Raw genomic sequence first — 26,707 nt, forward strand, 5'->3', positions numbered from 1 at the left:
GAAATCTCGCCCCTAAAAATTTAGTTATTCAAGAAGAATGGGCGGCCATAACCGAGCGATGAGCTACTGCTTGAAATCAGGTCTGAGCCCATGTTCGTACCAAGACCAGTGATCCCGAAGCTAATGCCAAAGTTGTTTTCATACGAAGGCTCGGCATTCGGGTAGTCATATAAGTTTGATTCCCAATGATCCAGTTCACGACTGTATGTCATACCGAAGTACCAGCAATCCGATGTATAACGTAGACCAGCGATCCACTCTAAAGGTTCATCCGTTGTGAGATCATAAAAGTATTGACCCGTCGCATACCATTTTGGTGACAGTTGATACGCTCCCAGAAGCCCTGCCTGTGAAATACCATCTGTGGTGTAGTTACGATAGTTATTTTTGGTGATAAAGCTGGCTTGCTCTTGAATATAATCCAAACTCACATAACGATAATTTGCCTGCACATACCCTTTATCAAAGCGATATTCCAACGTGCTGTTGCCAGTTTGAACGGTGTTTTTATCACTGTCTAACTGTAAGCCGCCATGATAGAAAATGGAATCATCGTAGTTAAAGTCGGCATCCAACGCCCACGCAGAGAAGTTGGAACTCCCTGAGTCTTGATCGATATCTGGAGGCGTTGAAGCAGAGTGGAAGTAGAAGACTTGCCCAAACGATAAGTTGAAACGCTCTTTGTATTGATCGTCAAAGAAACGCGTACTGGCCCCATAGCTCAATTGGTTCGCTGATGAAATATAGTCGATACTGCTATAGCGATGCGAGCGGAATAACCCATAGTAATCGGTTTGCAGTAGCGTGGTATCGTAGTACGAGTATATGTCGTTTTGTTTCTCTTCTGGGATATACAAATACTGAATTTGTGGTTCCAGTGTTTGCGTATATTCCCCCATGAACTTGTCATTACTTTCGAGAGTGATGCCAGCATGTGAACGGAATTCAGGAATCACGCGCGACGCATTCTCTTTAAGGTCATAGCCATCGGCACGAAGATTGGACAGGTTAACCCCATTCAAATCTTGCTGGTAATAGGTGCCTAAAACGCGAGCTTCGGTAGTCCATGAGCCCCATGTATTGGCAATGGGAATGGTCAAGCCAGGCTCAACATGGACACGAGTTGCCGATGGTTTATTGTTCGCATCTGTTTCAAAACGCGCCACATGACTTTTCACATCAAAATCTAAAAAGCGCATGAGTTCCGGTGCGTGATAGTTAAATGACAGCTTAGGCAAAAGTTTATACGGAGAATCATCCGTGCTTTCTGTCAGTAGTTGGAAGTTTCGCACAAGTAAGGAAGAATCCCAGCTATGCGTCCGGTATTGCACTTCGCCTTCCTGCATCAATTGGCCGTCTTCACGGTTACCAATGCTGGAATTTAAATCAGAGAAATAGTCAATATCACTGACTTTTGAGTAATCGACTGAGAACTTCCAGTTCTTTTTGTAAATGCCGCTATGTTCATATTGAACCCCCCAGCGCGCTGAGTCCTCATCGTATTCTTTATCATCAGGTAAATATTCAGAGGTGATTTGACCTTGACCGAACTCAGTTAAATAACGGAATTTGTTATTCAACTGCACGCCCCGTTTTTCCATATAATGCACTGATGATTCTAAATCGTATTCTGGGGCAATGTTCCAGTAAAAAGGAACCTCTAACTCCATCCCTTCTTTAGAGCCATAGGAAACGCTAGGGTATAAAAAGCCCGTTTTACGTTTATCACCAATAGGAACGGTCAAAAGCGGCAAATACATCACAGGGACATTTTGGATTTCAAAACGAGGGTTGTAGAACGTGGCTTCTTCTTCATCTTGGTCGACATCGATACTTGAAGCGACGAAGCGCCATGAATTATCGCCTTCAGGACAGGTGGTGATTGACCCATCTTCAATTTGATAAATACGCTTACCGGTTCTCGAGACATACACCGCCTTACCACGACCTGGCTGACACAAGAACTTGTAGTCGGTATTTTCCAGTGTCATCTTATCGGTGTTAAGATTATTGGTTGCTTTGTCTGAACGAGTTTTGACTTGGCCATCATTAAATTGCACATTACCTTCGGCAACCACCACATTTTCTTTCTGGTGCAAGGTGACATTATCAGCTTTGATATGTTTTTTACCTTGTGTAACGACGACGTTGCCGGAATACGTTGCTTTATTGCCGTTAATTGCTTCTAGCTTATCGGCCTCTACATTGATAGGCTGACTCTTCGAGTTTTCCGGCTCAGGTTCATTGATGACACATTGGTCAATGGCCGCTAAAGACTGGGTTTGTTTTGCCAGAACTTGCGGCGCGAATAGAGCCGCAGTAATCGAAGCGGCTAAAAACGTGCGGGAAAAAAGTAACATTGGGTTGTACTATCCTGTTTAGCTTAAATGATTCCTAGAATCGAAAGCAAAAATCAAAAAATTAATGAGTTGGTCATATCATAAAGGAAATTGCAGTATCAGACACTACCAGACTGCTTAACAAGTTAAAAATTCACATGTGAGAGCACATAATGCAGGTTTTCGGCAAAATTCTTGGCGCTTTTTTTGGTTTCTTATTTGGAGGCCCAATTGGCGCAGCGTTAGGACTTTTTATTGGACATCAGTTTGATAAAGGGAGAAGTATCAATCAAGCGGGCGGTTTTGGACAGGCTTTTGGCGGCGGTCCGCGAGTGAATCAAGAAGAGCTCCAGCAGGAGTATTTTAATGCGGCGTTTGCGGTTATGGGGCACGTAGCGAAAGCCAAAGGCAACGTTACCCAGCAAGAAATCCAGCTGGCGACGCAGGTGATGGAGCGAATGGGCTTGTACGGCGAGCAGCTGCGGGCCGCGCAAAACGCCTTTCGAGAAGGCAAAGAGTCGAGTTTTCCTTTACAAGAAACTCTGCAAAGAATTCGCTCAATGATTTCCGGGCGGGGTGATTTGTTGCAGTTCTTCTTGGATTTACAAATCTCCTCTGCGTTTGCTGATGGCGAATTGCAAGCCAGTGAACGAGAGCTGTTGTTTACCATTGCTAAAGGGCTAGGCTTTTCCGCCGCCCACCTAGAAAGTCGTTTGCGCATGCAAGAAGCGGCGTTTCGTTTTCAGCGTGGTAATGGCAGTTTTGGAGGACAGCAGCAGTCACATCGCTCTGAACAAAGCCGGGGGTGGCAACAGGCTTCTCAAGCCAGTCAGTTGGCCGATGCCTACGAGGTGTTGGGCGTTAAGGCATCGGATGATGAAAAAACCATTAAACGTGCCTATCGTAAACTGATGAACGAGCATCATCCGGACAAATTGATGGCCAAAGGCTTGCCGAAAGAAATGATGAATGTGGCCAAGCAGAAATCACAACAAATTCAAAATGCTTATGATGTGATTAAGAAAGAGAAAGATATACGATAAGTGTAAGATCTCTTTCGATGGAATCCATGCGGTACCGATGTGCGTCGGTACCGCATTTTTTTATCTATACAATTTGCAGCAAAGTATCTTGCGGGGGAGAGGCAATACATCGTCGCTGAAAAGTCACCGCCGTCAACGCTCATGCGCCAGTGGTATTTTAAAGGGTAGGAGAAACGAAAAAAGCCACAGCGAGTGCTGTGGCTTTTCGAATAGTGGCTCCCCCTGCGGGACTCGAACCTGCGACATACGGATTAACAGTCCGCCGTTCTACCAACTGAACTAAGGGGGAACAAATTGTTTTCTCATTAAAGAGAAATGGTGCCGACTACCGGAATCGAACTGGTGACCTACTGATTACAAGTCAGTTGCTCTACCTACTGAGCTAAGTCGGCACTGATACTAACAAGTCTTATGACTTATGAGTAAAAAGTGGCTCCCCCTGCGGGGCTCGAACCTGCGACATACGGATTAACAGTCCGCCGTTCTACCAACTGAACTAAGGGGGAACAAATTGTCTTCTCATGAAGAGAATAGATGGTGCCGACTATCGGAATCGAACTGATGACCTACTGATTACAAGTCAGTTGCTCTACCTACTGAGCTAAGTCGGCACACTAATTTTGTTTTGTTGAAGTTATTGAACACCAACATAAAATTTGTGGTGCCCGGAGGCGGAATCGAACCACCGACACGAGGATTTTCAATCCTCTGCTCTACCGACTGAGCTATCCGGGCAACGAGGTGTATTAAAAGGTTTTTCGCTTTTCACGTCAACAGGAAATTGCAAAAAAATGATCGTTTGTTGTTTTTCTATACGTTATGGGCTGTTTTTATCCATTTTATTCGCATGCGTACTAGAAACTCGGGTGGTGTTCGAAAAAAGATACACTGGGAATCGGCTAAAAAACCGCAAAAATCAGAGTCTCAATCATCTATAACACCCTGTTAGCCGAGGAAAATAGGGCGACAGAAGTATAAGCCACAGATGGGTATGTTATATTAGTTGGATAAAATCAGCATGAACGTATCAATATACGTCAACGATAAGTCTTATTCTCATGCCGTCATCACAAAATGAGGTCAGCTTACCGATCAGTCTGTAAGTATTGATGAGCGGGCATGAGTCGAAAGGGGAGGAGAAACGAAAAAAGCCACAGCGAGTGCTGTGGCTTTTCGAATAGTGGCTCCCCCTGCGGGACTCGAACCTGCGACATACGGATTAACAGTCCGCCGTTCTACCAACTGAACTAAGGGGGAACAATAATGGTGCCTCGAGGCGGAATCGAACCACCGACACGAGGATTTTCAATCCTCTGCTCTACCGACTGAGCTATCGAGGCAATATAAATGGTGCCGACTATCGGAATCGAACTGATGACCTACTGATTACAAGTCAGTTGCTCTACCTACTGAGCTAAGTCGGCACACTAAATCTATTGCTCGTTGATGACTATTAACATCAACCTTTCACATTGTTTCTGACGTTTTAAACCAACACCAGACTATAAATAATGGTGCCCGGAGGCGGAATCGAACCACCGACACGAGGATTTTCAATCCTCTGCTCTACCGACTGAGCTATCCGGGCAACGGGGCGCTATTAAACGGATTTTCCGTACTCCCGTCAACTTGTTTTTGAAAAAAAAATGAAAAAAGGTGTTATTTGTCGTTATTTTAGACAAAGTGAGGCTTTTTAGTGCTGATTAAATTCTTTTTTATAACGTGTCACTTTCTCTAGGTAACGGCGTGATTCTTGGTTCGGATGTTTTTTCGTTAAGGCCCAATAAACTTGATTGGGTTGTAATTGGTTAATATCCCGAAGCGCACGAGCGCGATTACGACTGAAGGTGTTTAACACTCCGCCTGTGCCACCATTATACGCTGAAATCATACTGTACTGTAACGAGACCGGATTTTGCACCTGCTTTAGGTATCGATGTTTGAGAAGATAAAAGTAAGCCGTTCCAGTATCGATATTATTGGCAGGATTATATAAATATTGCGGAGAGGGTTGGCCTGATCGTTTTTTGACAAGCTTAAATACATCGCGTCCTGCTGTTTTAGGGACAATTTGCATGAGGCCATAGGCATTTGCCCAGCTCACCGCATAGGGGTTGAAACTGCTCTCGGTTTTTATAATCGCATAAATTAAGTCTTCTGGAATTCCATAGCGTCGCGAGGCTTTGCGCACGATACTGGCGTATTGGTAACTACGGATTTCGACCTGATTATCCACCATTGGAATATCGACATAGTAGGATTTTTTAAAATCAACGGTTTTGACTTTGAGATGATGTGCGATTAGGTAATCGGCAAAACGTTTTGCTCGCCATGACCATTGGATGGGCTGATGGTCTTGATCGACTACTTGTTTATAGAGGAATGGTTGTCCTTTGAGCGTGATCTTTTTCGACGAAAAAAGATCGACTTGGGCGGGATCATCGGGTGTCAGTAGCGTGGTAATGATCGCTTGGCGTAAGTGTTCTTTAGGCTCTGTGGTGGCGACCGTTTCGACAACTATTTTGCCAGATTCAAAGTTAACATCGGCACGGCTGAGATAGTTATCGATATATTTAACGTAGTTACGTTTACCCGCGATTTTGAATTCTCGCGAGCCCCATTTATTTTTTACTTTGCCTGAAAAGGCGTTGATGAGTTGGTTTAACGCCGCAGTATCTTTCTTGAATTGACCAGGAAGCTGCGCCAAATGCTTGGCAAAACGGTTGGTGGGCTCATAGTCGACATCATAAATTTTTTCGATGAATTCTCGACTGCATCCCGTCAATGATAATACAAGTAAAGTGCATAGCGTTTTTTTCATTCGTCCCTTATCCATACGTAAAAAAGAAGGCTGACGACACTCGCCAGCCTAATGTTTTATTCACTTGGCGGTGTGTAACCTTCAATGTGGACATCTTGTCCTTCAAATAAGAAATTGACCATTTCGGTTTCAAGTAACTTACGATGCTCGGGATCCATCATGTTGAGTTTCTTTTCATTGATCAGCATGGTTTGCTTATGTTGCCACTCGGCCCAGGCTTCTTTTGAAATGTTATCAAAAACACGTTTACCGATTTCACCTGGATACAGTTGAAAATCGAGGCCTTCTGCTTCTTTTTGTAGGCGTGCACAAAATACCGTGCGACTCATAGTCTATCCCCTTAATTAGATGTTAGTTCAAATGGTAAACTTTCTAGCAGCTGTTTAACAGGGGCTGCCAAGCCTATTTGTTCCGGAACCGTCAAGTTATACCAAAGGCCTTTATTGGCTTCCATGATTTGCTGAGGTTTGCTCGTTAGTTCAACCAAAATTGGGGTAATATCCAAATGATAATGGCTGAATGTGTGGCGAAACGCGTTTAATGTGCTGGTCTTTTCAATGTGCTTTGGTTGAATTCCGCGAGCATCCAATAGGTCCTCAATCGCGCTATTTTTGTGTTCTGGAAAACAGTATAGACCACCCCAAATACCACTTTGTGGACGTTGTTCCAACCACACGTCATTATCATGATGTAGCATCACAAACCATGCTTCACGTACTGGCTTGGTTTTTTTAGGTTTTTTGCCCGGATAGTCGGTTTGATTGCCTTGTTGATAGGCCAGACACCCCGTTGCGACTGGACACAATGAGCATTTGGGCTTGCTACGTGTACAAATCATCGCCCCCATGTCCATCATGGCTTGATTGTAATGATCGACATCGGTCTCAGGGGTATTGAGCTCTGCATATTCCCACAATTGGTTTTCGACACGTTTTTGCCCCGGCCATCCTTCAATGGCGTAATAGCGCGCTAATGTCCGTTTCACATTGCCATCTAAAATCGCGTGGGGAAGTCGGTACACCGAGGATAAAATGGCGGCGGCCGTTGAGCGGCCAATCCCCGGTAGGGCATTCATCGCCTCCAGATCTTGCGGGAAAACGCCATGGTGCTCGTTAACCACAACTTGAGCCGCTTTATGGAGATTGCGCGCGCGCGCATAATAGCCAAGCCCAGTCCAGTAGTGTAAGACTTCATCTTGCGGCGCTTCTGCTAGCGCTTGCACAGTAGGAAAGCGTTCCATGAACCGCTGATAATAAGGAATCACCGTAGCGACTTGCGTTTGCTGTAGCATGATTTCAGACAGCCATACGCTGTAGGCGGTTTTATTCTGTTGCCACGGAAGGTTCTTACGTCCGTAGGCGTCATACCAATTGAGGATCGACTTTGCAAAAGGGGTCACGACAGGCTCTTTTTATGATGATAATGATGTAAAATTGCCGCATAGTGTAGTCGATAAGTTGTTGAGACTAAACCGCAGGGAAGAAAACCAGTGAGGTTTTTCGGTTTATTACTTGCACCGAAGGCAATTCTTTGGATAATTCCCGCTCTGATTAATCAATGTGCAGGCAAAACCAATGAGTGAAGTAACGACTAACGAATTGACTGAAGACGGCAAAATAAAGCGCAGAATCCGTAGCTTTGTCCGTCGTGAAGGCCGATTAACCAAAGGTCAAGAAACTGCCTTGGCTGAATGTTGGCCGACAATGGGGATTGATTTCCAAGAGCAACTGCTCGATTGGCAAGCGGTCTTTGGTAATAACAACCCAGTGGTACTAGAAATTGGTTTTGGTATGGGCGCGTCTTTGGTTGAAATGGCAAAGAATGCACCAGAGAAAAATTTCGTCGGTATCGAAGTGCACACGCCTGGTGTGGGAGCGTGTTTGTCCGCCGCGAAAGAAGAAGGTGTAACCAATTTGCGCGTGATGTGTCACGATGCGGTCGAAGTGTTTGCACATATGATTCCTGACCACACTTTGGCAACGGTTCAGCTATTTTTCCCTGACCCATGGCATAAAAAGCGTCACCATAAGCGCCGGATTGTGCAGCTTGAATTCGCTGAAATGGTGCGTCACAAATTGCTTCTCAATGACGGTGTTTTCCATATGGCAACAGACTGGGAAAACTACGCAGAACATATGATTGAAGTGATGGAGCAAGCACCGGGTTATCGAAATATTGCGACCGATGGCCCGTTTATTCCCCGTCCAGATGAGCGACCGTTGACGAAATTTGAGGCTCGTGGTCATCGTCTTGGTCATGGTGTTTGGGATATTAAGTTCCAGCGCACTGAGTAAAGATAACACTCAATCAAGTATGAATCATTAATGCCAACATTGTTTAATGTTGGCATTTTTTCCCTTTGGAGAAAGAGGATGAAACCGACACAAGAAATATTAAACAGCATCTTAGAGGAAGTTCGTCCCTTAATTGGCCAAGGCCATGTCGCGAATTATATTCCCGCGTTAGCGTGTGTCCCGAATGACAAATTAGGGATTGCTGTATTCACAAACGAAGGCGAAGTGATTCAAGCCGGCGACTCGCAAGAAGGTTTTTCGATTCAATCGATCTCGAAAGCTTTGAGCTTAACCCTCGCGATGGAGCTGTATGAACCCGCCGAACTCTGGAAAAAAGTCGGCAAAGAACCGTCTGGTCAAGCCTTTAACTCTTTGATCCAGCTAGAGGTTGAGCAGGGGATACCGCGTAACCCGTTTATTAATGCCGGGGCAATTGTGATTGCCGATATGCTGTATAGCCGTTTGTCTGCGCCGCGACATCGTTTATTAGAGTTTGTACGTGAGCTGTCCGGTAATCCTCATATCATTTATGACAAAGAGGTCGCACACTCTGAAATGATGCACAGTGATCGTAATGCGGCGATTGCCTATCTCATGCGTTCATTTAATAATTTTTCGAATGAGGTGCTTCCTGTACTGAATAATTATTTTCATGCATGTGCGCTGGAAATGAGCTGTGTTGAATTAGCGAAAACGTTCAGCTATTTGGCCAATCAAGGTCGCTCAGTGATTACGGGTAAAGCGATCATTTCTGATGTCCAGAGTAAACAAATGAATGCATTACTGGCGACTTGTGGGTTATATGATGGTGCCGGTGAGTTTGCTTATCGTGTGGGAATGCCAGGGAAATCAGGGGTCGGTGGCGGCATTATTGCTATTGTTCCAGGGGAAATGACCATCGCAGTCTGGTCACCCGAGTTGGATAAATCCGGTAACTCCCTTGCAGGCACGCGAGCGTTAGAATTACTCTCAGAGCGGATTGGACGTTCTATTTTCTAAAACAAAGACGCGGAGTATGCCGCGTTAGAGTCCGTCATCGCGATGACGCCTCAAACCGAGGCGTCATGTTGAGCGTTTTATGACTCGTCGTCATCCTCGGGCATGAATGCCCCTAACAGATCATTTAAGAACAATTTACCTTTATGGGTAATTTGCCAACAGTCAGCATTATCACTCAAGTAACCTTGGTTTACAGCCCATTGAATCGTGCTTTCAATGGCCGTTAAGGGCAGACCGGTCGTTTCGATAAAGTCTTGTTTTGGACATGGCTCCATTAAACGAAAGCGGTTCATGAAAAACTCAAACGGTTTATCGCTGTCTGAAACTAGAGTTTCCTGATCCAAGTAAGGTTTCACCATATTATTGAAGGCGGCCAAATAGCCTTTCGGATGTTTCACTTTGGTGGTACGTACGATACGACCATCGTCAAAACTGATTTTACCATGAGCGCCGCAACCAATGCCGAGGTAATCACCAAAGCGCCAATAGTTGAGATTGTGCTGGCACTGATACCCCGGTTTGCTGTAACCGGAAATTTCATATTGTACATAGCCAGCGGCTGCCAGTTTCTCATGACCTTGTTCAAAAATATCCCATAAATCGTCTTCATCAGGCAATTGTGGGGGTTTTGAATAGAACAAAGTATTGGGTTCAATCGTTAACTGATACCAAGAGAGATGCGGTGGATTCAGTGCGATCGCTTGATCTAAGTCGGCCAAGGCTTGTTGTGGGGTTTGATCGGGTAAGCCATGCATCAAATCGAGGTTAAAGCTATTAAGACCGATGGTGTGAGCAAGATTAGCGGCACGGAGTGCCTCATCGCGACCATGGATACGGCCTAACGTCTGCAGTTTCTCGGCTTCAAAGCTCTGCACACCGATCGAAATGCGATTCACGCCGACTTTGCGGTAGCCGGCAAAGCGTTCCGCTTCGATAGTGCCAGGATTGGCTTCCATGGTGACTTCCATATTATCCGTGATGTCTAGCCGTGCTTTCACGCCCTCTAATAATGCGCCAATACCTTCTGCTGAAATTAAGCTCGGTGTCCCACCACCAATGAAAATAGAATGAAGTGGACGTGGAGTGTTGACCAGATGATACCGTGCAATATCATGATCGAGATCGTCGAGTAGAGCCTGAATATACGCTTGCTCTGGAATGTCATTTTTCAAAGCATGCGAGTTAAAGTCACAGTACGGGCATTTCTGCACGCACCATGGAATATGGATATATAAACTGAGTGCTGGTGGCGTTAGCATTAAGATTGTTGCTCTTTAATCGCTTGAAAAAGTTTGGTGAGCGCTTGTCCGCGATGAGAAAGCTGTTTTTTACGTAATGGCTCAAGCTCAGCCGACGCACAGTTTTCTTCTGGTACCCAAAAAATAGGATCGTAACCAAATCCGTTGTCACCGTGAGCTTCCTGCAGTATACGACCTTCCCATTGGCCATGACAGACAAGCGGCGTAGGATCCTCAGCATGACGCATAAAGACAAGAACACAGTGGAAACGGGCAGTACGTTGCGCTTGTGGCACATCGTGCATGGCTTCCAGTAATTTATTGAGGTTGTCTTCGTCAGAAGCGTCTTCTCCCGCGTAGCGGGCGGAGTAGATTCCCGGCGCACCACGTAAGTAGTCAACTTCAAGGCCAGAGTCGTCTGCGATAGCCGCATACCCAGTTTCTTTTGCCGCATGACGTGCTTTGATGATCGCATTTTCAATGAAGGTGGTCCCCGTTTCGGGTACTGATGACACGTTCAGTTCGCTCTGGGCGATGACATCGAACCCAAAATCGGCCAGCAGCCCAGCCATTTCTCGGACTTTGCCTTGGTTGCCGGTCGCTAACACTATCTTTTTATTCATGCGGATATTCTCTCTATTGCCCCATTAGAAACGGTCTACATCGAGCGTTTATGGAGATGATTAGGCGGTATGACTGATGGCGAAAGGATACCAGAATCTGTGAAGAGCAACGAGGTTTGTCTTAGCGAGAAAAAGAAAATCTCCACCGGAGGTGGAGATTTATGAGGCGTGTTGAGACGTTAACAACGGCAGATTTACATTATAATTGGAACCACAGTGGGCCAACTAAATCTCCCATGAGGTAATTGGCAAATTGCAATAGTACAAAAAGGACCAGTACGCTTAAGTCGAGTCCGCCCATCGCCGGAATAATACGGCGAATCGGCGCCAGCATTGGTTCCGTTAATTGATGAAATACAAATTCAATCGGACTACGGCCTTGGCTCACCCAACTCATAATCGCGCGGATGATCAATACCCAAAACAATAAGCCACCTGCGGCTTTGACTAAAGCCAGCGCAGAGATGAAAAATAAGTAAGGGCTGACGGAAATCATACTGCCTGAACTGATGGCGACTAATGCAATGAATTTCAATAGACATAATGCATACGCAAACAGTAAGGTCGCCATATCCAAGCTGCCAATCGATGGAATGATACGACGAAGAGGACCGACGACCGGTTGTGTTGCTTTAACCACGAATTGAGAAAATGGGTTATAAAAGTCCGCTCGAGCTGCTTGCAGCCAGATGCGTAAAATCACAACCATGATATACAAGTCCAGTACTGTGGAGACTAGAAAAGTCAGTGCATTCATAAAGGGCCCTTTTTAATTGGCATGATAAAAATTTACGTCAATGGTACCGCAATGCGGCGCCAATGACAGTTAGAATAATGTTTCCATTTCTTGCGCGCGCGTTACCGCGGCTTGCATTGCTTCAGCAACCGTTTTTTCAAGATTCAAGGCTTGCAACGTATTAATGGCTTCTGCGGTTGTGCCACCTTTTGATGTGACTTGAGCACGCAATTCTGAGAGTGATAGTTGGTCGTTCTCGGCGACCATGTGCGCAGCGCCTAGCGCCGATTGTTGAACCAATAAGCGCGCCGTGTCACGATCAAACCCTTGTGCGATGGCTTCATTTTGCATCGCTTCCATAAACAAGAAAAAGTAGGCGGGTGCACTGCCGGCCGCAGCAATGATGCCATTGATTTGTGACTCTTGTTCTACCCAACATATCTCACCCACCGCCTTCATTAAGGATTCGGTAAAGTCACGATCTGCCGCCGGTGTTGTCTCCGTCGCATACAAGCCACTCATACCTTTGCCGATTAATGATGGGGTATTTGGCATCACACGGACGACATTTAATTGCGTCGCAAAAATCTCATTGATGCGTGCAACTGGCATGCCTGCGGCAATGGATATAATGAGCTTATTGCTGACATCGACCCCCTGTAGTGGTTCAAACACCTCGGCCATCAATTGGGGTTTGACTGCAAGCACGACAACATCACTCTCTTGAACCGCACGTAAGTTATCACTGGTTGTACGAATACCCAGTTCTTGCTCCATCGGTAAACGCCGTGTTTGGGTAGGAGAAGACACCAAAATGTGATCAGATGGATATCCGCTGCGGACTAACCCTGCAATGATCGCTTTAGCCATGTTACCAGCGCCAATAAAGGCAATTTTTCTTTGTTCCATTTCAGTCTATTCTCCGTAGGTTATCTATGCGAATCATTCAGTATGTGCGTGAGAGTAATCTCGTTGGCCAAAAATGGCGGTCCCGATTCGAACCATGGTCGTTCCTGCCTCAATCGCCGCTTCCATATCGCCACTCATACCCATCGAAAGCGTATTTATATGTGGGTAGCGTGTTGCCAATGTTTGTTGGTAGCTGGCCAGCTTTTGAAAGGCGGCCAGCTGTGAAGCATAGTCAGGGACATTTTGAGGAATGGCCATGACTCCTCTTAACGTGAGGTTGGGAAGCGTGGAAATCAATTCGGCCAGCTCAAAAAGTTCGCTTTCCTGTATTCCCGATTTAGAGGCTTCACCGCTAATGTTAATCTGGATAAGCACTTGCAATGGGGGCAGGGTTGCAGGGCGTTGATCATTTAAGCGTTGCGCGATTTTTGCACGGTCAATGGTATGAACCCAAGCAAAATGCTCAGCAATGGCCCGTGTTTTATTGGATTGTAAGGGGCCAATAAAGTGCCATTCGAGCGATAAATCAGGGTAGTGCTGATTAAAGTACTGAACCTTTTCAACACCTTCTTGGACATAGTTTTCGCCAAATTTTCGTTGACCTGCCTGCGTCGCAGCAATGATCGCTTCAGGGGGTTTGGTTTTACTGACGGCAAGCAGTTGCACGGATCCCTGACTGCGTCCAAACTTAGTTTGTGCGCTTTCAATGAGTGAGGTGATGTGTTCAATGTTCTCTTGAATACTCATAGCTAGACTTTAATTAAGGAAAATAAATGGATATCGCTGAACTACTCGATTTTAGTGTAAAGCATAATGCGTCGGATTTGCACCTTTCAGCAGGTGTCCCTCCCATGATCCGTATTGATGGTGATATTAGACAACTCGACATTCCTGCTTGTTCTCATACCGACATTCATCGTCTGGTGTTTGACATCATGAATGATGCCCAGAGACGGGAATACGAAGAAAAGTTGGAAGTCGACTTTTCTTTTGAGTTGGCGAATGTCGGCCGTTTTCGTGTGAATGCATTCCATCAATCACGGGGTAGTTCGGCAGTATTTCGGACGATTCCGACTGATATTCCTACTCTATCACAGTTGGGTGCTCCGGAAATCTTTAATCGCATCAGCCATTATGAAAAAGGATTAGTGCTGGTCACAGGACCCACCGGTTCCGGAAAATCGACCACATTAGCGGCCATGGTCAATGAGATCAATCGAACCAAGAATAAGCATATCTTGACGATTGAAGACCCGATAGAGTTTGTTCACACCAATGATAAATGCCTTATAAATCAGAGAGAAGTCCACCGTGATACCTACAGCTTTAAAGCGGCATTACGCTCTGCATTGCGTGAAGATCCGGATGTCATTTTGGTGGGAGAACTGCGGGATCAAGAAACGATCAGTCTAGCGCTGACCGCGGCAGAAACAGGCCATCTCGTCCTCTCGACCTTGCATACCAGCTCAGCAGCGAAAACCATTGATCGCATCATTGATGTGTTTTCCGGTGCGGATAAAGGAATGGTGCGCTCAATGTTATCGGAGTCGCTACGTGCCGTGATTGCGCAAAATCTACTGAAAAAACCGCAAGGTGGGCGAGTGGCTTGTCATGAAATTATGCTGGCCACCCCTGCAATTCGTAATTTAATCCGGGAAGATAAAGTCGCGCAAATGCAATCGGTGATTCAAACCGGGGCGGCACATGGCATGCAGACTTTAGAGCAAAGTGCACGCCAATTAGTAGATAGAGGAGTGGTTGAAGCCGATGAAGCGTTTCAAATAGTCGAGTAGGTAACCCTTTGATGAGGAATGGGATCAGTTACTCTGCGGAACAAGATTACCGAGTAAAATGCCATGCATCATGCCGATTGAGCCAACGATTTACGCCTATTAATAAACAGTCAACAAGAGACCGATGACAGCAGCGGATCGCTGCATGGCATAAAAATCGATATCGATTGAGGGCGGGGCGTTGATCATAAAAAAAGAGCCCATTTGGGCTCCTTTCTTATGACTCTCAGCGCTTTATTTGATTATTGGCTACTCGGACCATAAAGCTTCAAACCAGCTTTCCAAAATAACTACAGCCGATTGGCTATCGATATTCCCTTTGCTCAGAGCACGATAACCGCCACGCTCAAATAAAGACGCTCGTGCCTCGGTGGTCGATAAACGTTCATCATGCAATTCAACGGGCAAACCAAAGCGTCCATGCAATCGGTTCGCGAATTTTTTTGCACGAGGAGTAATCGTTTCAAGATCACGTCCCGATAAATCGGTGGGTAAACCAACAACGAGTAAATCGGGTTGCCATTCCTTAATCTGCTTTTCAATATCATCCCAATTAGGAATGCCATCGTTGGCTTTAAACGCTTTGAGAGGAGAGGCGGTTCCCGTGATTTCTTGACCTATGGCACTACCGATGCTTTTAGTCCCAAAATCAAATCCCATAATTGTACGCGACATAATGTGCTCTTTGTTTAGCGTGAATATCGATAGAAAAGCCGCTTAAGCATGCCCGCTATCACCAGAAAGGTGAGCTGGGCTAATGCCCAATGTCGCGATGGCTTTGTGCCACTTTTCACTGAGCGGTGTATTAAAAATTAAATCGGCATCCGCTTCAATGGTCAGCCACGCATTTTCGGCTAATTCCGCTTCCAGTTGTCCAGCAGACCAACTCGAATACCCCAAGGCAACAAGGTAGTCCTCGGGTTCTGCGCTGGTACCTAACACCGATAAAATGTCTTTTGAGGTGGTAATGGCAATATCAGAAGACATGGTAACGCTGGAGGTGTAATGATCTCCCGGTCGATGCAGGAAAAAGCCGCGATCTTCGGCAATAGGTCCACCATTGATCACTGGTTTTGCGAGGCTTGCGGGTTGTGATTGCGGGTAAGCAGGCTCAACATCCACCTGCTTTAACATGCCTTCCACTGTCACATCGATAGGGGTGTTAATGATTAATCCCATTGCGCCTTCTTCATTATGTTCACAGAGATAAATCACACTGTTTTGGAAGTTAGGATCCTGCATGTTGGGCATAGCAACAAGAAAATGATTGCTTAAATTCATGTTTGTATCCTCAGGCAATGGGGGAATCGCTCCCCCTGAGTAAGATGTTTAGGCGTTGACGTAGCGTTCAATCGCGTCCATCAGTTTACCTGTGATAGAAATATCAAAGGCATTTTCTATTTCACGAACACATGTCGGACTGGTCACATTAATTTCGGTCAGTTTATCGCCGATAATATCAAGACCAACAAAGATCAACCCTTTCTCTTTCAGAATCGGCGCGACAGTTTCGGCGATACGACGATCGGTGTCACTGATCGGGCGTGCTTCACCACGACCGCCAGCGGCTAAATTGCCTCGAGTTTCCCCTTTCGCTGGAATACGTGCTAAACAATAAGGCATTGGTTCGCCATCGACCACTAAGATACGTTTATCACCGTTACTAATGTCGGGAACGAAACTTTGCGCCATACAGAAAATATTGCCTTGCTCTGTTAAGGTTTCGATGATGACAGCAATGTTCGGATCACCTTCCTTGACGCGAAAGATGGACGAGCCGCCCATACCATCAAGTGGTTTTAAAATAATATCACCGTGTTTTTCACGGAAGGCGCGAATTTTGTCGGCTTTACGTGTCACGATGGTATTAGGGGTGAGAGCTGGGAACCAAGCGGTAAACAGTTTCTCATTACAGTCACGCAGACTTTGCGGTTTGTTAACGATCAGCGTGCCTTCTTCTTCTGCGCGCTCAAGGATATACGTTGCGTAAATGTACTCAGTATCAAACGGTGGATCTTTGCGCATGAGTACGGCATCAAGCTCAGACAAGCGTATGGTTTGCTCTGAGGTAAATTCATACCAGTTTTCGGGATCATGTTTTACGGTGACGGTTTTCGTATCGGCAAACGCGACACCTTGATCTAAGTGTAGATCATTCATTTCCATGTAGTGAATTTCATAACCACGACTTTGGGCTTCAAGCATCATCGCAAAGCTGGTGTCTTTCTTGATATTTATGGACGAAATAGGGTCCATTACAATGCCGAGTTTGATCATTATTTTTCTCCGTTACCCCAAGTCACCAAAGCGGACTTGCAGGGCTGTGATAGCAGTTAAGGCCGCTGTCTCTGTGCGCAAAACGCGGGGGCCTAATAATGTTTCTTCGAATTGGTATTGGTGGGTCATGGCAATTTCTTCCGCGGATAACCCGCCTTCAGGACCAATCAACAAACGAATTTTGTTCGTCGCAAGCTCAGGTAGGGTATTGATGGAATACTGAGCTCGCGGATGAAGGTTGAGCTTTAAAGCGTCGCTATTTTCAGCGCACCATTGCTCTAATGACATAATGGGGCGAATTTCAGGGACACGATTGCGTCCACTTTGCTCACACGCTCCGATGGCTATTTTTTGCCATTGCTGCAGTTTTTTTTCAAACCGTTTCGCATCCAGTTTCACGCCACAGCGCTCAGAGATCAATGGGGTAATGACATTCACCCCGAGCTCGACCGATTTTTGAATCGTAAACTCCATTTTATCCCCTCGTGACACCACTTGGCCTAAATGCAAATCAAGGGGCGATTCACAGCTGGACTCGATACGTTGCGTGACATTCACGCGGACGTGCTTCTTTGTGGTTTCCGTAATGGTGGCTGGAAACTCAGCGCCACTGCCATCAAATAGTAACACTTCTTGTCCTGGCTGCATGCGTAGCACACGTCCGATATGACCAGCGGCATCGTCACCGAGAGAAAGCTCTCCCAATTGTTCAATGATGTCAGGATGATAAATACGGGGGATTCGCATTAATGGGTTCTCGATAAATGATTTCTAACTAGCGATTAACATGGATGCTTTTAAGCGAAAAAACAAGGGGCCAGCGCACTTGTGTTACGGGTTTTTCTTTTTGTCGCGCGATCTTTTAGACGTGATGACCATGCCTATCCATCAGCTCAGTTGACGACCAGTAAAACAAAGAGTGCTATGGCAACGTTGGCAGCGATAGTCAGCTTGACCTCGCTGAACTTTATTATGACGCCGGATGGTTAACGCATGGGTTTGACAGGCGCAACGGTACTCAAACGTTTTGCCTTGTACAGAGTGTACCGAAAACTGATGCGTGGTATCCGGTACGAGCCCAAAGACTTGACTCATCACGGCTTGCCACTCTTTGCCATGCGGTTTGACTCGGCCAAACAGTTGATACGTCACCAAATGAGCAATTTCATGAGGGATGACCTGTTCGATGAACGCGTCCTGATTTTCGTTAAACAGTGTTGGGTTGAGACGTATTTCGTTGAGGTGCATATACGCTTTACCTGCCGCTTTTCCACGGAGCTTAAAACTCAATTTAGGCAGAGCAAGTTGGGTGGAAAAATACTGATTCACCTGCTGGTAGCACTCGCGGATACTGTCTTGGGCGCGTTCAATTAAATGGGGAGTAAGCATACGGCAATCCATCCAACAGAATGATGAGCGATAAAAAAAGGCTCTGAATACTTCAGAGCCTCAATCTTTAATGGTCAACGCGATGAAGCGCTTATTTTAGACCCGAAAACTCACGTAGCATTGCGGCTTTGTCCGTCGCTTCCCAAGGGAACGCTTCACGACCAAAGTGACCGTATGCGGCAGTTTGTTTGTAGATTGGTTGCAGTAAGTTCAGCATTTCTTGCAGCCCGTATGGACGCAGGTCGAAGTTTTCACGTACTGCACGAACAATCACTTCAATGTCTACTTTTTCGGTGCCGAATGTCTCAACCATGATAGAGGTTGGCTCTGCAACGCCGATAGCGTAAGACAATTGAATTTCACAGCGGTCAGCAAGTCCTGCCGCAACGATGTTTTTGGCAACATAACGAGCCGCGTAGGCTGCGCTACGGTCTACTTTCGATGGATCTTTACCAGAGAAAGCACCGCCACCGTGACGAGCGGCACCGCCGTAGGTATCCACGATGATCTTACGACCTGTTAGACCACAGTCACCCATTGGACCACCAATCACAAAGCGACCTGTTGGGTTAATAAAGAACTTGGTGTCTTTAGTTAACCATTCTGTTGGCAAGATTGGTTTAATGATTTCTTCCATGACGCCTTCGCGTAAATCCGCGGTGCTTACGGTATCAGCATGTTGAGTTGATAATACCACGGCATCAATACCAACAATTTGGTTGTTGTCGTATTGGAACGTTACCTGAGATTTTGCATCAGGACGCAACCAAGGCAGAGTACCGTTCTTACGCACTTCACTTTGACGTTGCATTAAACGATGTGAGTAGGTAATCGGTGCAGGCATAAGCACTTCAGTTTCATTGGTTGCGTAACCAAACATGATACCTTGGTCGCCAGCGCCTTGATCTTTCGGATCGGCTTTATCCACACCTTGATTAATATCCGGTGATTGCTTACCAATGGTATTTAAAATCGCGCATGAGTTCGCATCAAAGCCCATATCTGAGTCGATGTAACCAATTTCACGAACGGTATCACGCGTCAATTGTTCAATATCAACCCACGCGGATGTGGTTACCTCACCACCAACCATTACCATGCCGGTTTTTACGTAGGTTTCACATGCAACACGAGCTTTTGGATCTTGTGCCAAAATTGCGTCTAAAACGGCATCTGAAATTTGATCCGCAATTTTATCTGGATGACCTTCTGAGACTGACTCAGAAGTGAACAGGTGCTTAGCCATGATAACTCCAATATTTACTCATAGAGCAGCATTTAGGATTGGCTACTCTGCACTTTCGAGGAATATGTAGGTGTTTCTACATCTAGACGTCTATTTTAGTTTTCATTGGTTAAATTACAAGATCTTTTTCCACTCAAGCATCAATCCCTACGCGTGTTCAGGGTGAGGAGTGCTTGTTTTTCCTTCCCTTTATATGGGGTTATGCCAATGTTGTGGCAGTTTCTCGCGCATCATATCGATCAAAAGCCTTACGCGTAGCGGCTGACGGCCTAATGGATAGAGATAGTGAATAGGGAGAGGATCGGTATACCAGCCAGCTAAGCAGGGGGTGATTGCATCAGGATGAGCATGCCTTAGCCCTTCGGCAAATGCGGTTGGTAGTAACCCTATGCCACGTCCTTTTCTGATACAGTCGGCTTGCATCGGCAGATGATCACTTTGCAAGCGGCTATCTAATGACGGCAACGTATAAGAGCCATGCTGGGCGTGGGTTAAGGTGAGGCCATCTTGACGAAGCGATATAAAATCAATCCAAGGGTGCTCACTGAGCTGACGAGGATGATGAAGATTAGGGTGTTGAGATAAATAATCCGGTGAGCAGTACAGCGCATACCGCCAATGCCCGATACGCTCCGTGTGGTATCCCTCCGCGGTGATAGGCCCGACCCAAATAATTAAGTCCGGGACAGTATGATGATCATGTAATGAGTACTGACAAATGACACGTAGATGAATGCTCGGATGAGCCTTCATGAATTCATCAATCACACCGGACATCCAGCCACGCATTACGTTGGCATCAACGGCCAGCGTGATCGTCCCCGTTACCTGTTGATCTAACTCTTGTAACGCCTCTTCGCTTTGTATCGCCATATGCAGAATTCTCTCGGCATAAGACGCGTAAACTTCTCCCGCTTTCGTTAGCGTTAACCGATTCCCCTCGCGCGCCAATAATGCTCGGCCTAAATCATTTTCCAGTTGCGATAAACGTCGACTTAATGTGGATTTAGGTTGTTCAAGATATTTGGCGGCGGCCGTTAGGCTCTTATGTTGGCAAAGCGCATTGAAAGCGCGAATCGCGGCTAAGTCATGCATTGAAATGCTCCAATGGCGAGTGTTCGAAAAATGGAACGATGAATTCCATATTGCTGTCTATGTAAAAAATCGTAAATGAATAATAATATAAATCTAACTAATAATCATTATCATTTATGGAAAAACGAATGTCTATCAAAAAAGCCCCCTTCACGCTTGCAGGGATGATTTCTCTGGTGTTATCTGGCGCGCTACAGGCACAGCCTGCTGATGAAACGGTCGTGGTAACGGCGTCAGGTTTTGAGCAAGCGGTGGAAAATGCGCCAGCCAGTATTAGTGTTATTTCGAGAAAAGAGTTAGAAGCGCATTATTATCGAGATGCCACCGATGCACTGCGAAGTGTCCCAGGCGTGATTGTGCGTGGCGGCAGCGGGAAAACGAGCATCAGCATGCGGGGAATGAGTTCTGCATATACCTTATTAATGGTCGATGGTAAACGTCAGTCGTCTCGTCAGACTCGACCTAACAGCGATGGTCCGGGAATTGAAGCCGGATGGTTGCCGCCATTAGAGGCCATTGAGCGTATCGAAGTGATCCGTGGTCCCATGTCGACGTTATATGGATCCGACGCGATTGGTGGCGTGATTAACATCATTACTCGAAAAAATAGCCAACAATGGCATGGTAAAGTGCAACTGAGCACGCTGCTACAAGAAGATCATGATTCAGGCAATGAGATCAGCACCAACTTTTTCGTCGGTGGCCCTGTGGCGGATTCACTCTCGATGCAACTCTATGGTCAATATACCGATCGTGACGAAGATAAAATAGAGGAGGGGTTTGCCGACAAACAACTCAAAAATATGACGGGAAAACTGACGTACCGCCTCAATGATTATCACGATATTACTTTAGAAGCTGGCATTTCAGAACAAGAGCGAGCGAGCCACGTCGGAGCGTCTGCGCGCTCAGAGAATTGCCGTGGCGGCTGTTCCGATTCTGAAACAGAATATCGCCGTGATCATATTGCCCTGACTCATAATGGGTCGTGGGATATCGGCGACTCAAAGACGTACCTCGAATACGAAGATAATGATAATAAATCGCGAGAAATGCGGTTGGACAATACCGTATTTAATTCCAGCCTAATCATGCCCTTTGCTCAACACTCTCTGACGTTAGGTACGGAAATAAAACATGAGCACTTGGAGGATCAAGGTAACCAAAACCCAAGCTCTGACTTGTCCTCCATGTCTAAAACCCAGTGGGCTATTTTTGCCGAAGATGAATGGCGCATTGTGGAAAGCGTTCGTCTGACTCTTGGCGCCCGCCTCGATCATGATGACAATTTTGGATCCCATGTCAGCCCACGAGCTTATGGGGTTTGGAACATCAACCCAGAGTGGACATTAAAAGGTGGAGTTTCCACAGGGTTCCATGCGCCGCAGTTACGAGAGATTACCGAAGAGTGGGTTTCAGTCAGTCGTGGAGGCAACCTATATGGCAACCCCGATTTAGAGCCAGAAACATCGGTGAATACTGAGATAGGCATGATCTATCATCAGGATAACGGGCTCAATACATCCGTGACCTTCTTCCATAATGATTTTAAAGACAAAATCTCAAGCATCCGTTGCCCAAATTCCATTTGTACCAGTGGTAAGAACCAGTTTGGCTCTGATCCTAAATATCGCATCAACGTTGATAAAGCGGTCACGTATGGATCAGAAGTCAGTGCCTCATATCCGCTAACGGATAGCTTGGATGTGAGTGCAAGCTACACTTATACGCACTCTGAACAGAAGTCGGGCATCAATAAAGGGGAGCCGTTATTGCAGTTGCCTAAACATGTCTTCAGTGCAGAGGCCAATTGGGCAGTGAGCCAACAATGGAGTTCGTGGACGAAGTTGACGTATCGCGGTGAAGAAATGAAAGATGATTCAGCGCGCAAAGCGGAGCCTGCTAAAGACTACACATTGGTCGATATGGGGGTGACTTATGCACTCAATTCTCATGTGATGCTCAAAGCGGCGGTCTATAACGTTTTCGATAAAGACATTGGCGTAGACGATTACGGTTATGTAGAAGATGGGCGTCGTTATTGGTTGGGAACCGATATTCAGTTCTGATGTCGAAATATGAGTAAATAGTCAACAAATACTCGCGATGCCCTCAATGATGAGGGCATTATTTTATCGGATGATAACTGGTTTTAAATGGAGTAGTATCCATAGACAGTCTCGTAATATCATGAATGGAAATATGCTGAAAATCGCTATCAATGGTTTTGGTCGCATTGGTCGTAATGTGTTGAGAGCACTTTATGAAAGTGACAAATATGCACAGATACAAATAGTGGCCGTGAATGAGGTAGCAAAACCTGAAGCAATGGCTCACTTACTTCAATATGACACCAGCCATGGACGCTTTTTTAAAAAAGTCTCTCATGATCAAGAGCATTTATACATTCATCATGATGAGACGCGATATGATTCGATACGGATGTTGCACTTAGCGGATATTCCTTTGTTGCCATGGCACGATCTTGCGGTGGATGTGGTTCTTGATTGTACCGGGGTATTTGGCTCTCAAGCCGACGGGCAGCAGCATATTAAAGCCGGAGCCAAAAAGGTGCTGTTTTCTCATCCTGGTGGCCAAGATTTGGATAACACCGTGATCTATGGTGTCAATGAACACACCTTGACGCATGAGCACAAAGTTGTGTCCAATGGGTCATGTACGACCAACTGTATAGTTCCGGTAATTAAGATTTTGGATGACCACTTTGGGATTGATTCCGGTACGATAACAACGATACATTCGGCCATGAATGATCAGCCGGTGATTGATGCTTATCATGATGACTTACGTCGCACACGGGCCGCTGGGCAATCGATCATTCCGGTTGATACAAAGTTACACAAAGGGATCGGACGAATTTTTCCCAAGTTTGCTGAAAAATTTGAAGCCATCTCAGTGCGCGTGCCGACGGTGAATGTCACCGCGATGGATTTAAGTGTGACCGTGAACACTAAAGTGAGTGTTAATGACGTAAATCAAACCATCATGCAGGCGTCTCAGTGTACATTACAAGGTATCGTAGATTACATCGAAGCACCGTTAGTTTCGAGTGACTTTAATCATGATTTTCATAGTGCGATTGTCGATGGAAATCAAACGCGGGTCAGCAACGGACAACTCATAAAAATGTTAGTCTGGTGCGATAATGAGTGGGGCTTTGCGAATCGAATGCTCGATACAGCGCTAGCAATGCAAGCAACTGAGTCATAGCCCACATTTAAGAGGAAAAAATATTTATTTTTCTGCGTGAAGAAAATATCCTCTAGACCCAAGTGAAACAATGACAATCAAAAGAATACCGTTGCCCGGCTTATAGGCGGGGTGAAACTTTATTTCTTCATAAAAATTTGAGAGGACAAACCATGTCTGTAATCAAGATGACTGACCTGGATCTAGCAGGTAAACGTGTTTTTATTCGTGCTGATCTCAACGTTCCTGTAAAAGAAGGCAAAGTAACCTCTGATGCTCGTATTCTTGCATCTATCCCAACCATCAAACATTGTTTGGAAGCGGGCGCCAAAGTCATGGTGACATCTCACCTAGGCCGTCCAACAGAAGGCGAGTATGCCGAAGAGTTCTCTCTACAACCTGTAGTGAATTACCTGAACGATGCACTTGAGTGCAATGTTCGCCTAGCAAAAGATTACCTTGATGGCCTTGAATTAGACGCTGGCGAGTTGGTGGTACTGGAAAACGTGCGTTTCAACAAAGGCGAGAAGAAAAACGAAGACGAGCTTTCTAAAAAATACGCCGCTCTATGTGACGTCTTTGTCATGGATGCCTTCGGTACGGCTCACCGTGCACAAGCATCGACTTACGGCGTAGGTGTTCATGCTCCAATCGCGTGTGCAGGCCCATTGTTGGCGAATGAACTTGAAGCACTTGCGAAAGCCATGGATAAACCAGCGCGTCCAATGGTTGCGATTGTGGGTGGCTCAAAAGTATCAACAAAACTGACGGTTCTTGAATCACTATCGAAAGTGGCTGACCAATTGGTTGTTGGTGGCGGTATCGCGAATACATTCATTGCTGCTGCTGGCCACAATGTGGGTAAATCGCTTTATGAAGCGGATTTGGTTGATACAGCGAAACGCTTGATGGAAGAATGTCATATCCCTGTAGCGACTGACGTGGCATGTGCCAAAGCTTTTGATGAAAACGCGGAAGCGGAAATTAAAAATGTTAAAGATGTGCAAGACGATGACATGATCTTTGACCTTGGTCCTGACTCAACCGCACAACTGGCTGAAATTCTTAAAAATGCCAAAACCATTCTATGGAATGGCCCTGTTGGCGTCTTTGAATTCAAGAACTTCGAAGCCGGTACTAAAGGCATCTCTGAAGCCATTGCACAATCTGAAGGTTTCTCTGTTGCAGGTGGCGGTGATACGCTAGCGGCAATCGATAAGTTTGGCATTAAAGCTGACGTTTCTTATATTTCAACTGGTGGCGGTGCGTTCCTTGAGTTTGTTGAAGGTAAGCCTCTTCCTGCGGTAGAAATGCTAGAAAGTCGCGCAAAATAATCAACATCGAAAGCGAGGTTCTGTCCCTCGCTTTTACTGCTATCCGTCCTAATATCTGTTAATATATTGCGAAGGATAGTTATAAGATTTAACAAGTTTTTAACTTAACGTTTTTATTCTTAAAACGACAATATATAGGATCATTTCAATGTCTAAGATCTTCGATTTCGTAAAACCTGGTGTTATCACTGGCGACGACGTACAGAAAGTATTTGAAGTCGCAAAAGAAAACAACTTTGCTCTGCCTGCAGTCAACTGTATCGGTTCTGACTCAGTTAACGCTGTTCTAGAAGCGGCTGCGAAAGCTAAATCACCTGTGATCGTGCAGTTCTCTAACGGTGGCGCCGCTTTCTTTGCTGGTAAAGGTCTTAAGCTAGAAGGTCAACAAGCACAAGTGCTTGGTGCCATTGCTGGCGCAAAACACGTTCACACCGTTGCTCAAACTTACGGTGTTCCAGTGATTCTGCACACTGACCATGCAGCGAAAAAACTACTTCCTTGGATTGACGGCCTACTTGATGCGGGTGAAAAACACTTCGCGGAAACAGGTAAACCGCTATTCTCTTCTCACATGATCGATCTTTCTGAAGAATCACTAGAAGAAAACATCGAGATCTGTGCGAAATACCTAGAGCGCATGGCAAAAATGGACATGACTCTAGAAATCGAATTGGGTTGTACTGGTGGTGAAGAAGACGGTGTCGATAACTCTGACATGGATGATTCTGAACTGTACACTTCACCTGAAGACGTGGCTTACGCTTACGAAAAACTGAGCGCAATCAGCCCTCGTTTCACTATCGCAGCGTCTTTCGGTAACGTACACGGTGTGTACAAACCAGGTAACGTTGTATTGACTCCAACCATCCTACGTGACTCTCAAAAATTCGTTTCTGAGAAATTCAACCTTCCAGAAAACTCTCTGAACTTCGTATTCCACGGTGGTTCAGGTTCTTCTGAAGCTGAAATTCAAGAGTCTATCGGTTACGGTGTGATCAAAATGAACATCGATACTGATACGCAGTGGGCATGTTGGGATGGTATTCGTGTTTATGAAGCAGAAAATCACGATTACCTACAAGGCCAAATCGGTAACCCAACGGGTGAAGATGCGCCAAACAAAAAATACTACGATCCACGTCAATGGCTACGTGCAGGCCAAGCATCTATGGTTAAGCGCCTAGAGCAAGCGTTCGCTAACTTGAACTCTGTAGACGTACTATAAGTCATTTATGACTCAGTAGCATGTAATGAGAAGCCCGCTGTTTCAGCGGGCTTTTTTATTGCGTCATTTTTGTGTTAAAGGCTGGTTTCAAACGGGAATTTTGCATAGTCTAACGCTTTTAGTGATGAACGAATGA

Annotated in this window: 24 protein-coding genes and 9 tRNA genes; 8 read left to right on the plus strand and 25 right to left on the minus strand. The window is 45.7% G+C overall.

All coding sequences use genetic code 11. The features are described from left to right. Window positions 1–20: 20 nt before the first annotated feature. Window positions 21–2,360, minus strand: coding sequence for an LPS assembly protein LptD (gene lptD / locus EAE30_RS06900; RefSeq protein WP_123015286.1), 2,340 nt, complete (start codon window positions 2,358–2,360; stop codon window positions 21–23). Window positions 2,361–2,512: 152 nt separating this feature from the next. Between lptD and djlA the strand changes: the two genes are divergently transcribed. Next, window positions 2,513–3,382, plus strand: coding sequence for a co-chaperone DjlA (djlA, locus tag EAE30_RS06905; RefSeq protein WP_123015287.1), 870 nt, complete (start codon window positions 2,513–2,515; stop codon window positions 3,380–3,382). A 213-nt stretch (window positions 3,383–3,595) separates the two neighbouring features. On the opposite strand, the gene EAE30_RS06910 is transcribed toward djlA, so the two are convergent. The 12 genes from EAE30_RS06910 to mutY form a co-directional block, all read right to left on the minus strand. Then, a tRNA-Asn gene (locus EAE30_RS06910) sits at window positions 3,596–3,671 on the minus strand. 27 nt (window positions 3,672–3,698) lie between these two features. After that, window positions 3,699–3,774, minus strand: a tRNA-Thr gene (locus tag EAE30_RS06915). Window positions 3,775–3,812: 38 nt separating this feature from the next. Further along, a tRNA-Asn gene (locus EAE30_RS06920) sits at window positions 3,813–3,888 on the minus strand. A 29-nt stretch (window positions 3,889–3,917) separates the two neighbouring features. Continuing rightward, a tRNA-Thr gene (locus EAE30_RS06925) sits at window positions 3,918–3,993 on the minus strand. 48 nt (window positions 3,994–4,041) lie between these two features. After that, window positions 4,042–4,117 (minus strand) — tRNA-Phe (locus EAE30_RS06930). A gap of 446 nt (window positions 4,118–4,563) precedes the next feature. After that, a tRNA-Asn gene (locus EAE30_RS06935) sits at window positions 4,564–4,639 on the minus strand. 7 nt (window positions 4,640–4,646) lie between these two features. Continuing rightward, window positions 4,647–4,722: transfer RNA gene (locus tag EAE30_RS06940), tRNA-Phe, on the minus strand. An 8-nt stretch (window positions 4,723–4,730) separates the two neighbouring features. Continuing rightward, window positions 4,731–4,806 (minus strand) — tRNA-Thr (locus EAE30_RS06945). An 88-nt stretch (window positions 4,807–4,894) separates the two neighbouring features. Then, window positions 4,895–4,970, minus strand: a tRNA-Phe gene (locus tag EAE30_RS06950). Window positions 4,971–5,075: 105 nt separating this feature from the next. Beyond that, window positions 5,076–6,203 carry a membrane-bound lytic murein transglycosylase MltC gene (gene mltC / locus EAE30_RS06955; protein ID WP_123015288.1) on the minus strand — a complete coding sequence of 376 codons (1,128 nt, stop codon included), beginning with the start codon at window positions 6,201–6,203 and terminating at the stop codon, window positions 5,076–5,078. A gap of 56 nt (window positions 6,204–6,259) precedes the next feature. Beyond that, window positions 6,260–6,532 (minus strand): oxidative damage protection protein, encoded by a 273-nt coding sequence (locus tag EAE30_RS06960; RefSeq protein WP_123015289.1) that lies wholly within the window; start codon window positions 6,530–6,532, stop codon window positions 6,260–6,262. Window positions 6,533–6,543: 11 nt separating this feature from the next. Then, window positions 6,544–7,602, minus strand: coding sequence for an A/G-specific adenine glycosylase (gene mutY / locus EAE30_RS06965; protein WP_123015290.1), 1,059 nt, complete (start codon window positions 7,600–7,602; stop codon window positions 6,544–6,546). Between the two features lie 175 nt (window positions 7,603–7,777). On the opposite strand from mutY, the gene trmB reads away from it, so the two are divergent. Both trmB and glsB read left to right on the plus strand, forming a co-directional pair. Next, a complete protein-coding gene (trmB, locus tag EAE30_RS06970) occupies window positions 7,778–8,497 on the plus strand; it encodes a tRNA (guanosine(46)-N7)-methyltransferase TrmB (RefSeq protein WP_123015291.1) in 720 nt (239 codons plus the stop codon). A 78-nt stretch (window positions 8,498–8,575) separates the two neighbouring features. Beyond that, entirely contained in the window at window positions 8,576–9,496 is a 921-nt protein-coding gene (glsB, locus tag EAE30_RS06975; protein ID WP_123015292.1) for a glutaminase B, read from the plus strand. A 77-nt stretch (window positions 9,497–9,573) separates the two neighbouring features. Here glsB and hemW read toward each other — a convergent pair whose 3' ends face one another. From hemW to EAE30_RS07000, 5 genes are all read right to left on the minus strand, one after another. Continuing rightward, entirely contained in the window at window positions 9,574–10,755 is a 1,182-nt protein-coding gene (gene hemW / locus EAE30_RS06980; RefSeq protein ID WP_123015293.1) for a radical SAM family heme chaperone HemW, read from the minus strand. Beyond that, window positions 10,755–11,357 carry an XTP/dITP diphosphatase gene (locus EAE30_RS06985; protein ID WP_123015294.1) on the minus strand — a complete coding sequence of 201 codons (603 nt, stop codon included), beginning with the start codon at window positions 11,355–11,357 and terminating at the stop codon, window positions 10,755–10,757. Before EAE30_RS06985 ends, hemW begins: the two co-directional genes overlap by 1 nt. Window positions 11,358–11,556: 199 nt before the next feature. Next, on the minus strand, window positions 11,557–12,114 hold the full coding sequence (locus EAE30_RS06990) for a YggT family protein (RefSeq protein WP_123015295.1): 558 nt from the start codon (window positions 12,112–12,114) through the stop codon (window positions 11,557–11,559). Between the two features lie 69 nt (window positions 12,115–12,183). Then, window positions 12,184–13,002: a pyrroline-5-carboxylate reductase gene (gene proC, locus EAE30_RS06995; RefSeq protein ID WP_123015296.1), complete on the minus strand. Its 819-nt coding sequence runs from the start codon at window positions 13,000–13,002 to the stop codon at window positions 12,184–12,186. Between the two features lie 33 nt (window positions 13,003–13,035). Then, a complete protein-coding gene (locus tag EAE30_RS07000; protein WP_123015297.1) occupies window positions 13,036–13,749 on the minus strand; it encodes a YggS family pyridoxal phosphate-dependent enzyme in 714 nt (237 codons plus the stop codon). Between the two features lie 26 nt (window positions 13,750–13,775). Between EAE30_RS07000 and EAE30_RS07005 the strand changes: the two genes are divergently transcribed. After that, the gene (locus tag EAE30_RS07005) at window positions 13,776–14,795 is read left to right on the plus strand and encodes a type IV pilus twitching motility protein PilT (RefSeq protein WP_123015298.1); all 1,020 of its coding nucleotides are present in this window, start codon (window positions 13,776–13,778) and stop codon (window positions 14,793–14,795) included. Between the two features lie 249 nt (window positions 14,796–15,044). On the opposite strand, the gene ruvX is transcribed toward EAE30_RS07005, so the two are convergent. The 7 genes from ruvX to EAE30_RS07040 form a co-directional block, all read right to left on the minus strand. After that, entirely contained in the window at window positions 15,045–15,470 is a 426-nt protein-coding gene (gene ruvX / locus EAE30_RS07010) for a Holliday junction resolvase RuvX (protein WP_123015299.1), read from the minus strand. Between the two features lie 42 nt (window positions 15,471–15,512). Beyond that, the gene (locus EAE30_RS07015) at window positions 15,513–16,076 is read right to left on the minus strand and encodes a YqgE/AlgH family protein (RefSeq protein WP_123015300.1); all 564 of its coding nucleotides are present in this window, start codon (window positions 16,074–16,076) and stop codon (window positions 15,513–15,515) included. Window positions 16,077–16,124: 48 nt separating this feature from the next. Continuing rightward, a complete protein-coding gene (gshB, locus tag EAE30_RS07020) occupies window positions 16,125–17,072 on the minus strand; it encodes a glutathione synthase (RefSeq protein WP_123015301.1) in 948 nt (315 codons plus the stop codon). Between the two features lie 12 nt (window positions 17,073–17,084). Next, a complete protein-coding gene (rsmE, locus tag EAE30_RS07025) occupies window positions 17,085–17,819 on the minus strand; it encodes a 16S rRNA (uracil(1498)-N(3))-methyltransferase (protein ID WP_123015302.1) in 735 nt (244 codons plus the stop codon). A 141-nt stretch (window positions 17,820–17,960) separates the two neighbouring features. Further along, entirely contained in the window at window positions 17,961–18,461 is a 501-nt protein-coding gene (locus EAE30_RS07030; protein WP_123015303.1) for a SprT family zinc-dependent metalloprotease, read from the minus strand. Window positions 18,462–18,552: 91 nt separating this feature from the next. After that, complete coding sequence (metK, locus tag EAE30_RS07035; protein WP_123015304.1) at window positions 18,553–19,707, minus strand: methionine adenosyltransferase; 1,155 nt, start codon at window positions 19,705–19,707, stop codon at window positions 18,553–18,555. A 189-nt stretch (window positions 19,708–19,896) separates the two neighbouring features. Further along, window positions 19,897–20,802, minus strand: a complete 906-nt coding sequence (locus tag EAE30_RS07040; protein ID WP_123015305.1) for a LysR family transcriptional regulator — start codon at window positions 20,800–20,802, stop codon at window positions 19,897–19,899. Window positions 20,803–20,930: 128 nt separating this feature from the next. Here EAE30_RS07040 and EAE30_RS07045 point away from each other — a divergent pair, with 128 nt between their 5' ends. The 4 genes from EAE30_RS07045 to fbaA all read left to right on the plus strand — a co-directional run bounded on the left by EAE30_RS07045 (window position 20,931) and on the right by fbaA (window position 26,571). Then, the gene (locus tag EAE30_RS07045; RefSeq protein WP_123015306.1) at window positions 20,931–22,871 is read left to right on the plus strand and encodes a ligand-gated channel protein; all 1,941 of its coding nucleotides are present in this window, start codon (window positions 20,931–20,933) and stop codon (window positions 22,869–22,871) included. A 133-nt stretch (window positions 22,872–23,004) separates the two neighbouring features. After that, window positions 23,005–24,033, plus strand: coding sequence for an erythrose-4-phosphate dehydrogenase (gene epd / locus EAE30_RS07050; protein ID WP_123017286.1), 1,029 nt, complete (start codon window positions 23,005–23,007; stop codon window positions 24,031–24,033). A gap of 152 nt (window positions 24,034–24,185) precedes the next feature. Next, window positions 24,186–25,346 (plus strand): phosphoglycerate kinase, encoded by a 1,161-nt coding sequence (locus EAE30_RS07055; RefSeq protein WP_123015307.1) that lies wholly within the window; start codon window positions 24,186–24,188, stop codon window positions 25,344–25,346. 148 nt (window positions 25,347–25,494) lie between these two features. Beyond that, entirely contained in the window at window positions 25,495–26,571 is a 1,077-nt protein-coding gene (fbaA, locus tag EAE30_RS07060; protein ID WP_123015308.1) for a class II fructose-bisphosphate aldolase, read from the plus strand. Window positions 26,572–26,707 lie beyond the last annotated feature (136 nt).

The organism is Vibrio zhugei, from assembly GCF_003716875.1.
Classification (GTDB): domain Bacteria; phylum Pseudomonadota; class Gammaproteobacteria; order Enterobacterales; family Vibrionaceae; genus Vibrio; species Vibrio zhugei.

Excerpts from the sequence above, each read along its gene's own strand:
- mltC (WP_123015288.1), bottom strand. The coding sequence starts at position 6,203 with ATGAAAAAAACGCTATGCACTTTACTTGTATTATCATTGACGGGATGC.
- gshB (WP_123015301.1), bottom strand. The coding sequence starts at position 17,072 with ATGATCAAACTCGGCATTGTAATGGACCCTATTTCGTCCATAAATATC.
- EAE30_RS07040 (WP_123015305.1), bottom strand. The coding sequence starts at position 20,802 with ATGCATGACTTAGCCGCGATTCGCGCTTTCAATGCGCTTTGCCAACAT.
- lptD (WP_123015286.1), bottom strand. The coding sequence starts at position 2,360 with ATGTTACTTTTTTCCCGCACGTTTTTAGCCGCTTCGATTACTGCGGCT.
- epd (WP_123017286.1), top strand. The coding sequence starts at position 23,005 with ATGCTGAAAATCGCTATCAATGGTTTTGGTCGCATTGGTCGTAATGTG.
- ruvX (WP_123015299.1), bottom strand. The coding sequence starts at position 15,470 with ATGTCGCGTACAATTATGGGATTTGATTTTGGGACTAAAAGCATCGGT.
- EAE30_RS07030 (WP_123015303.1), bottom strand. The coding sequence starts at position 18,461 with ATGCTTACTCCCCATTTAATTGAACGCGCCCAAGACAGTATCCGCGAG.
- EAE30_RS07000 (WP_123015297.1), bottom strand. The coding sequence starts at position 13,749 with ATGAGTATTCAAGAGAACATTGAACACATCACCTCACTCATTGAAAGC.
- EAE30_RS07045 (WP_123015306.1), top strand. The coding sequence starts at position 20,931 with ATGTCTATCAAAAAAGCCCCCTTCACGCTTGCAGGGATGATTTCTCTG.
- EAE30_RS07055 (WP_123015307.1), top strand. The coding sequence starts at position 24,186 with ATGTCTGTAATCAAGATGACTGACCTGGATCTAGCAGGTAAACGTGTT.
- EAE30_RS07015 (WP_123015300.1), bottom strand. The coding sequence starts at position 16,076 with ATGAATTTAAGCAATCATTTTCTTGTTGCTATGCCCAACATGCAGGAT.
- EAE30_RS07005 (WP_123015298.1), top strand. The coding sequence starts at position 13,776 with ATGGATATCGCTGAACTACTCGATTTTAGTGTAAAGCATAATGCGTCG.
- EAE30_RS06990 (WP_123015295.1), bottom strand. The coding sequence starts at position 12,114 with ATGAATGCACTGACTTTTCTAGTCTCCACAGTACTGGACTTGTATATC.
- metK (WP_123015304.1), bottom strand. The coding sequence starts at position 19,707 with ATGGCTAAGCACCTGTTCACTTCTGAGTCAGTCTCAGAAGGTCATCCA.
- hemW (WP_123015293.1), bottom strand. The coding sequence starts at position 10,755 with ATGCTAACGCCACCAGCACTCAGTTTATATATCCATATTCCATGGTGC.
- EAE30_RS06960 (WP_123015289.1), bottom strand. The coding sequence starts at position 6,532 with ATGAGTCGCACGGTATTTTGTGCACGCCTACAAAAAGAAGCAGAAGGC.
- proC (WP_123015296.1), bottom strand. The coding sequence starts at position 13,002 with ATGGAACAAAGAAAAATTGCCTTTATTGGCGCTGGTAACATGGCTAAA.
- fbaA (WP_123015308.1), top strand. The coding sequence starts at position 25,495 with ATGTCTAAGATCTTCGATTTCGTAAAACCTGGTGTTATCACTGGCGAC.
- djlA (WP_123015287.1), top strand. The coding sequence starts at position 2,513 with ATGCAGGTTTTCGGCAAAATTCTTGGCGCTTTTTTTGGTTTCTTATTT.
- EAE30_RS06985 (WP_123015294.1), bottom strand. The coding sequence starts at position 11,357 with ATGAATAAAAAGATAGTGTTAGCGACCGGCAACCAAGGCAAAGTCCGA.
- trmB (WP_123015291.1), top strand. The coding sequence starts at position 7,778 with ATGAGTGAAGTAACGACTAACGAATTGACTGAAGACGGCAAAATAAAG.
- rsmE (WP_123015302.1), bottom strand. The coding sequence starts at position 17,819 with ATGCGAATCCCCCGTATTTATCATCCTGACATCATTGAACAATTGGGA.
- glsB (WP_123015292.1), top strand. The coding sequence starts at position 8,576 with ATGAAACCGACACAAGAAATATTAAACAGCATCTTAGAGGAAGTTCGT.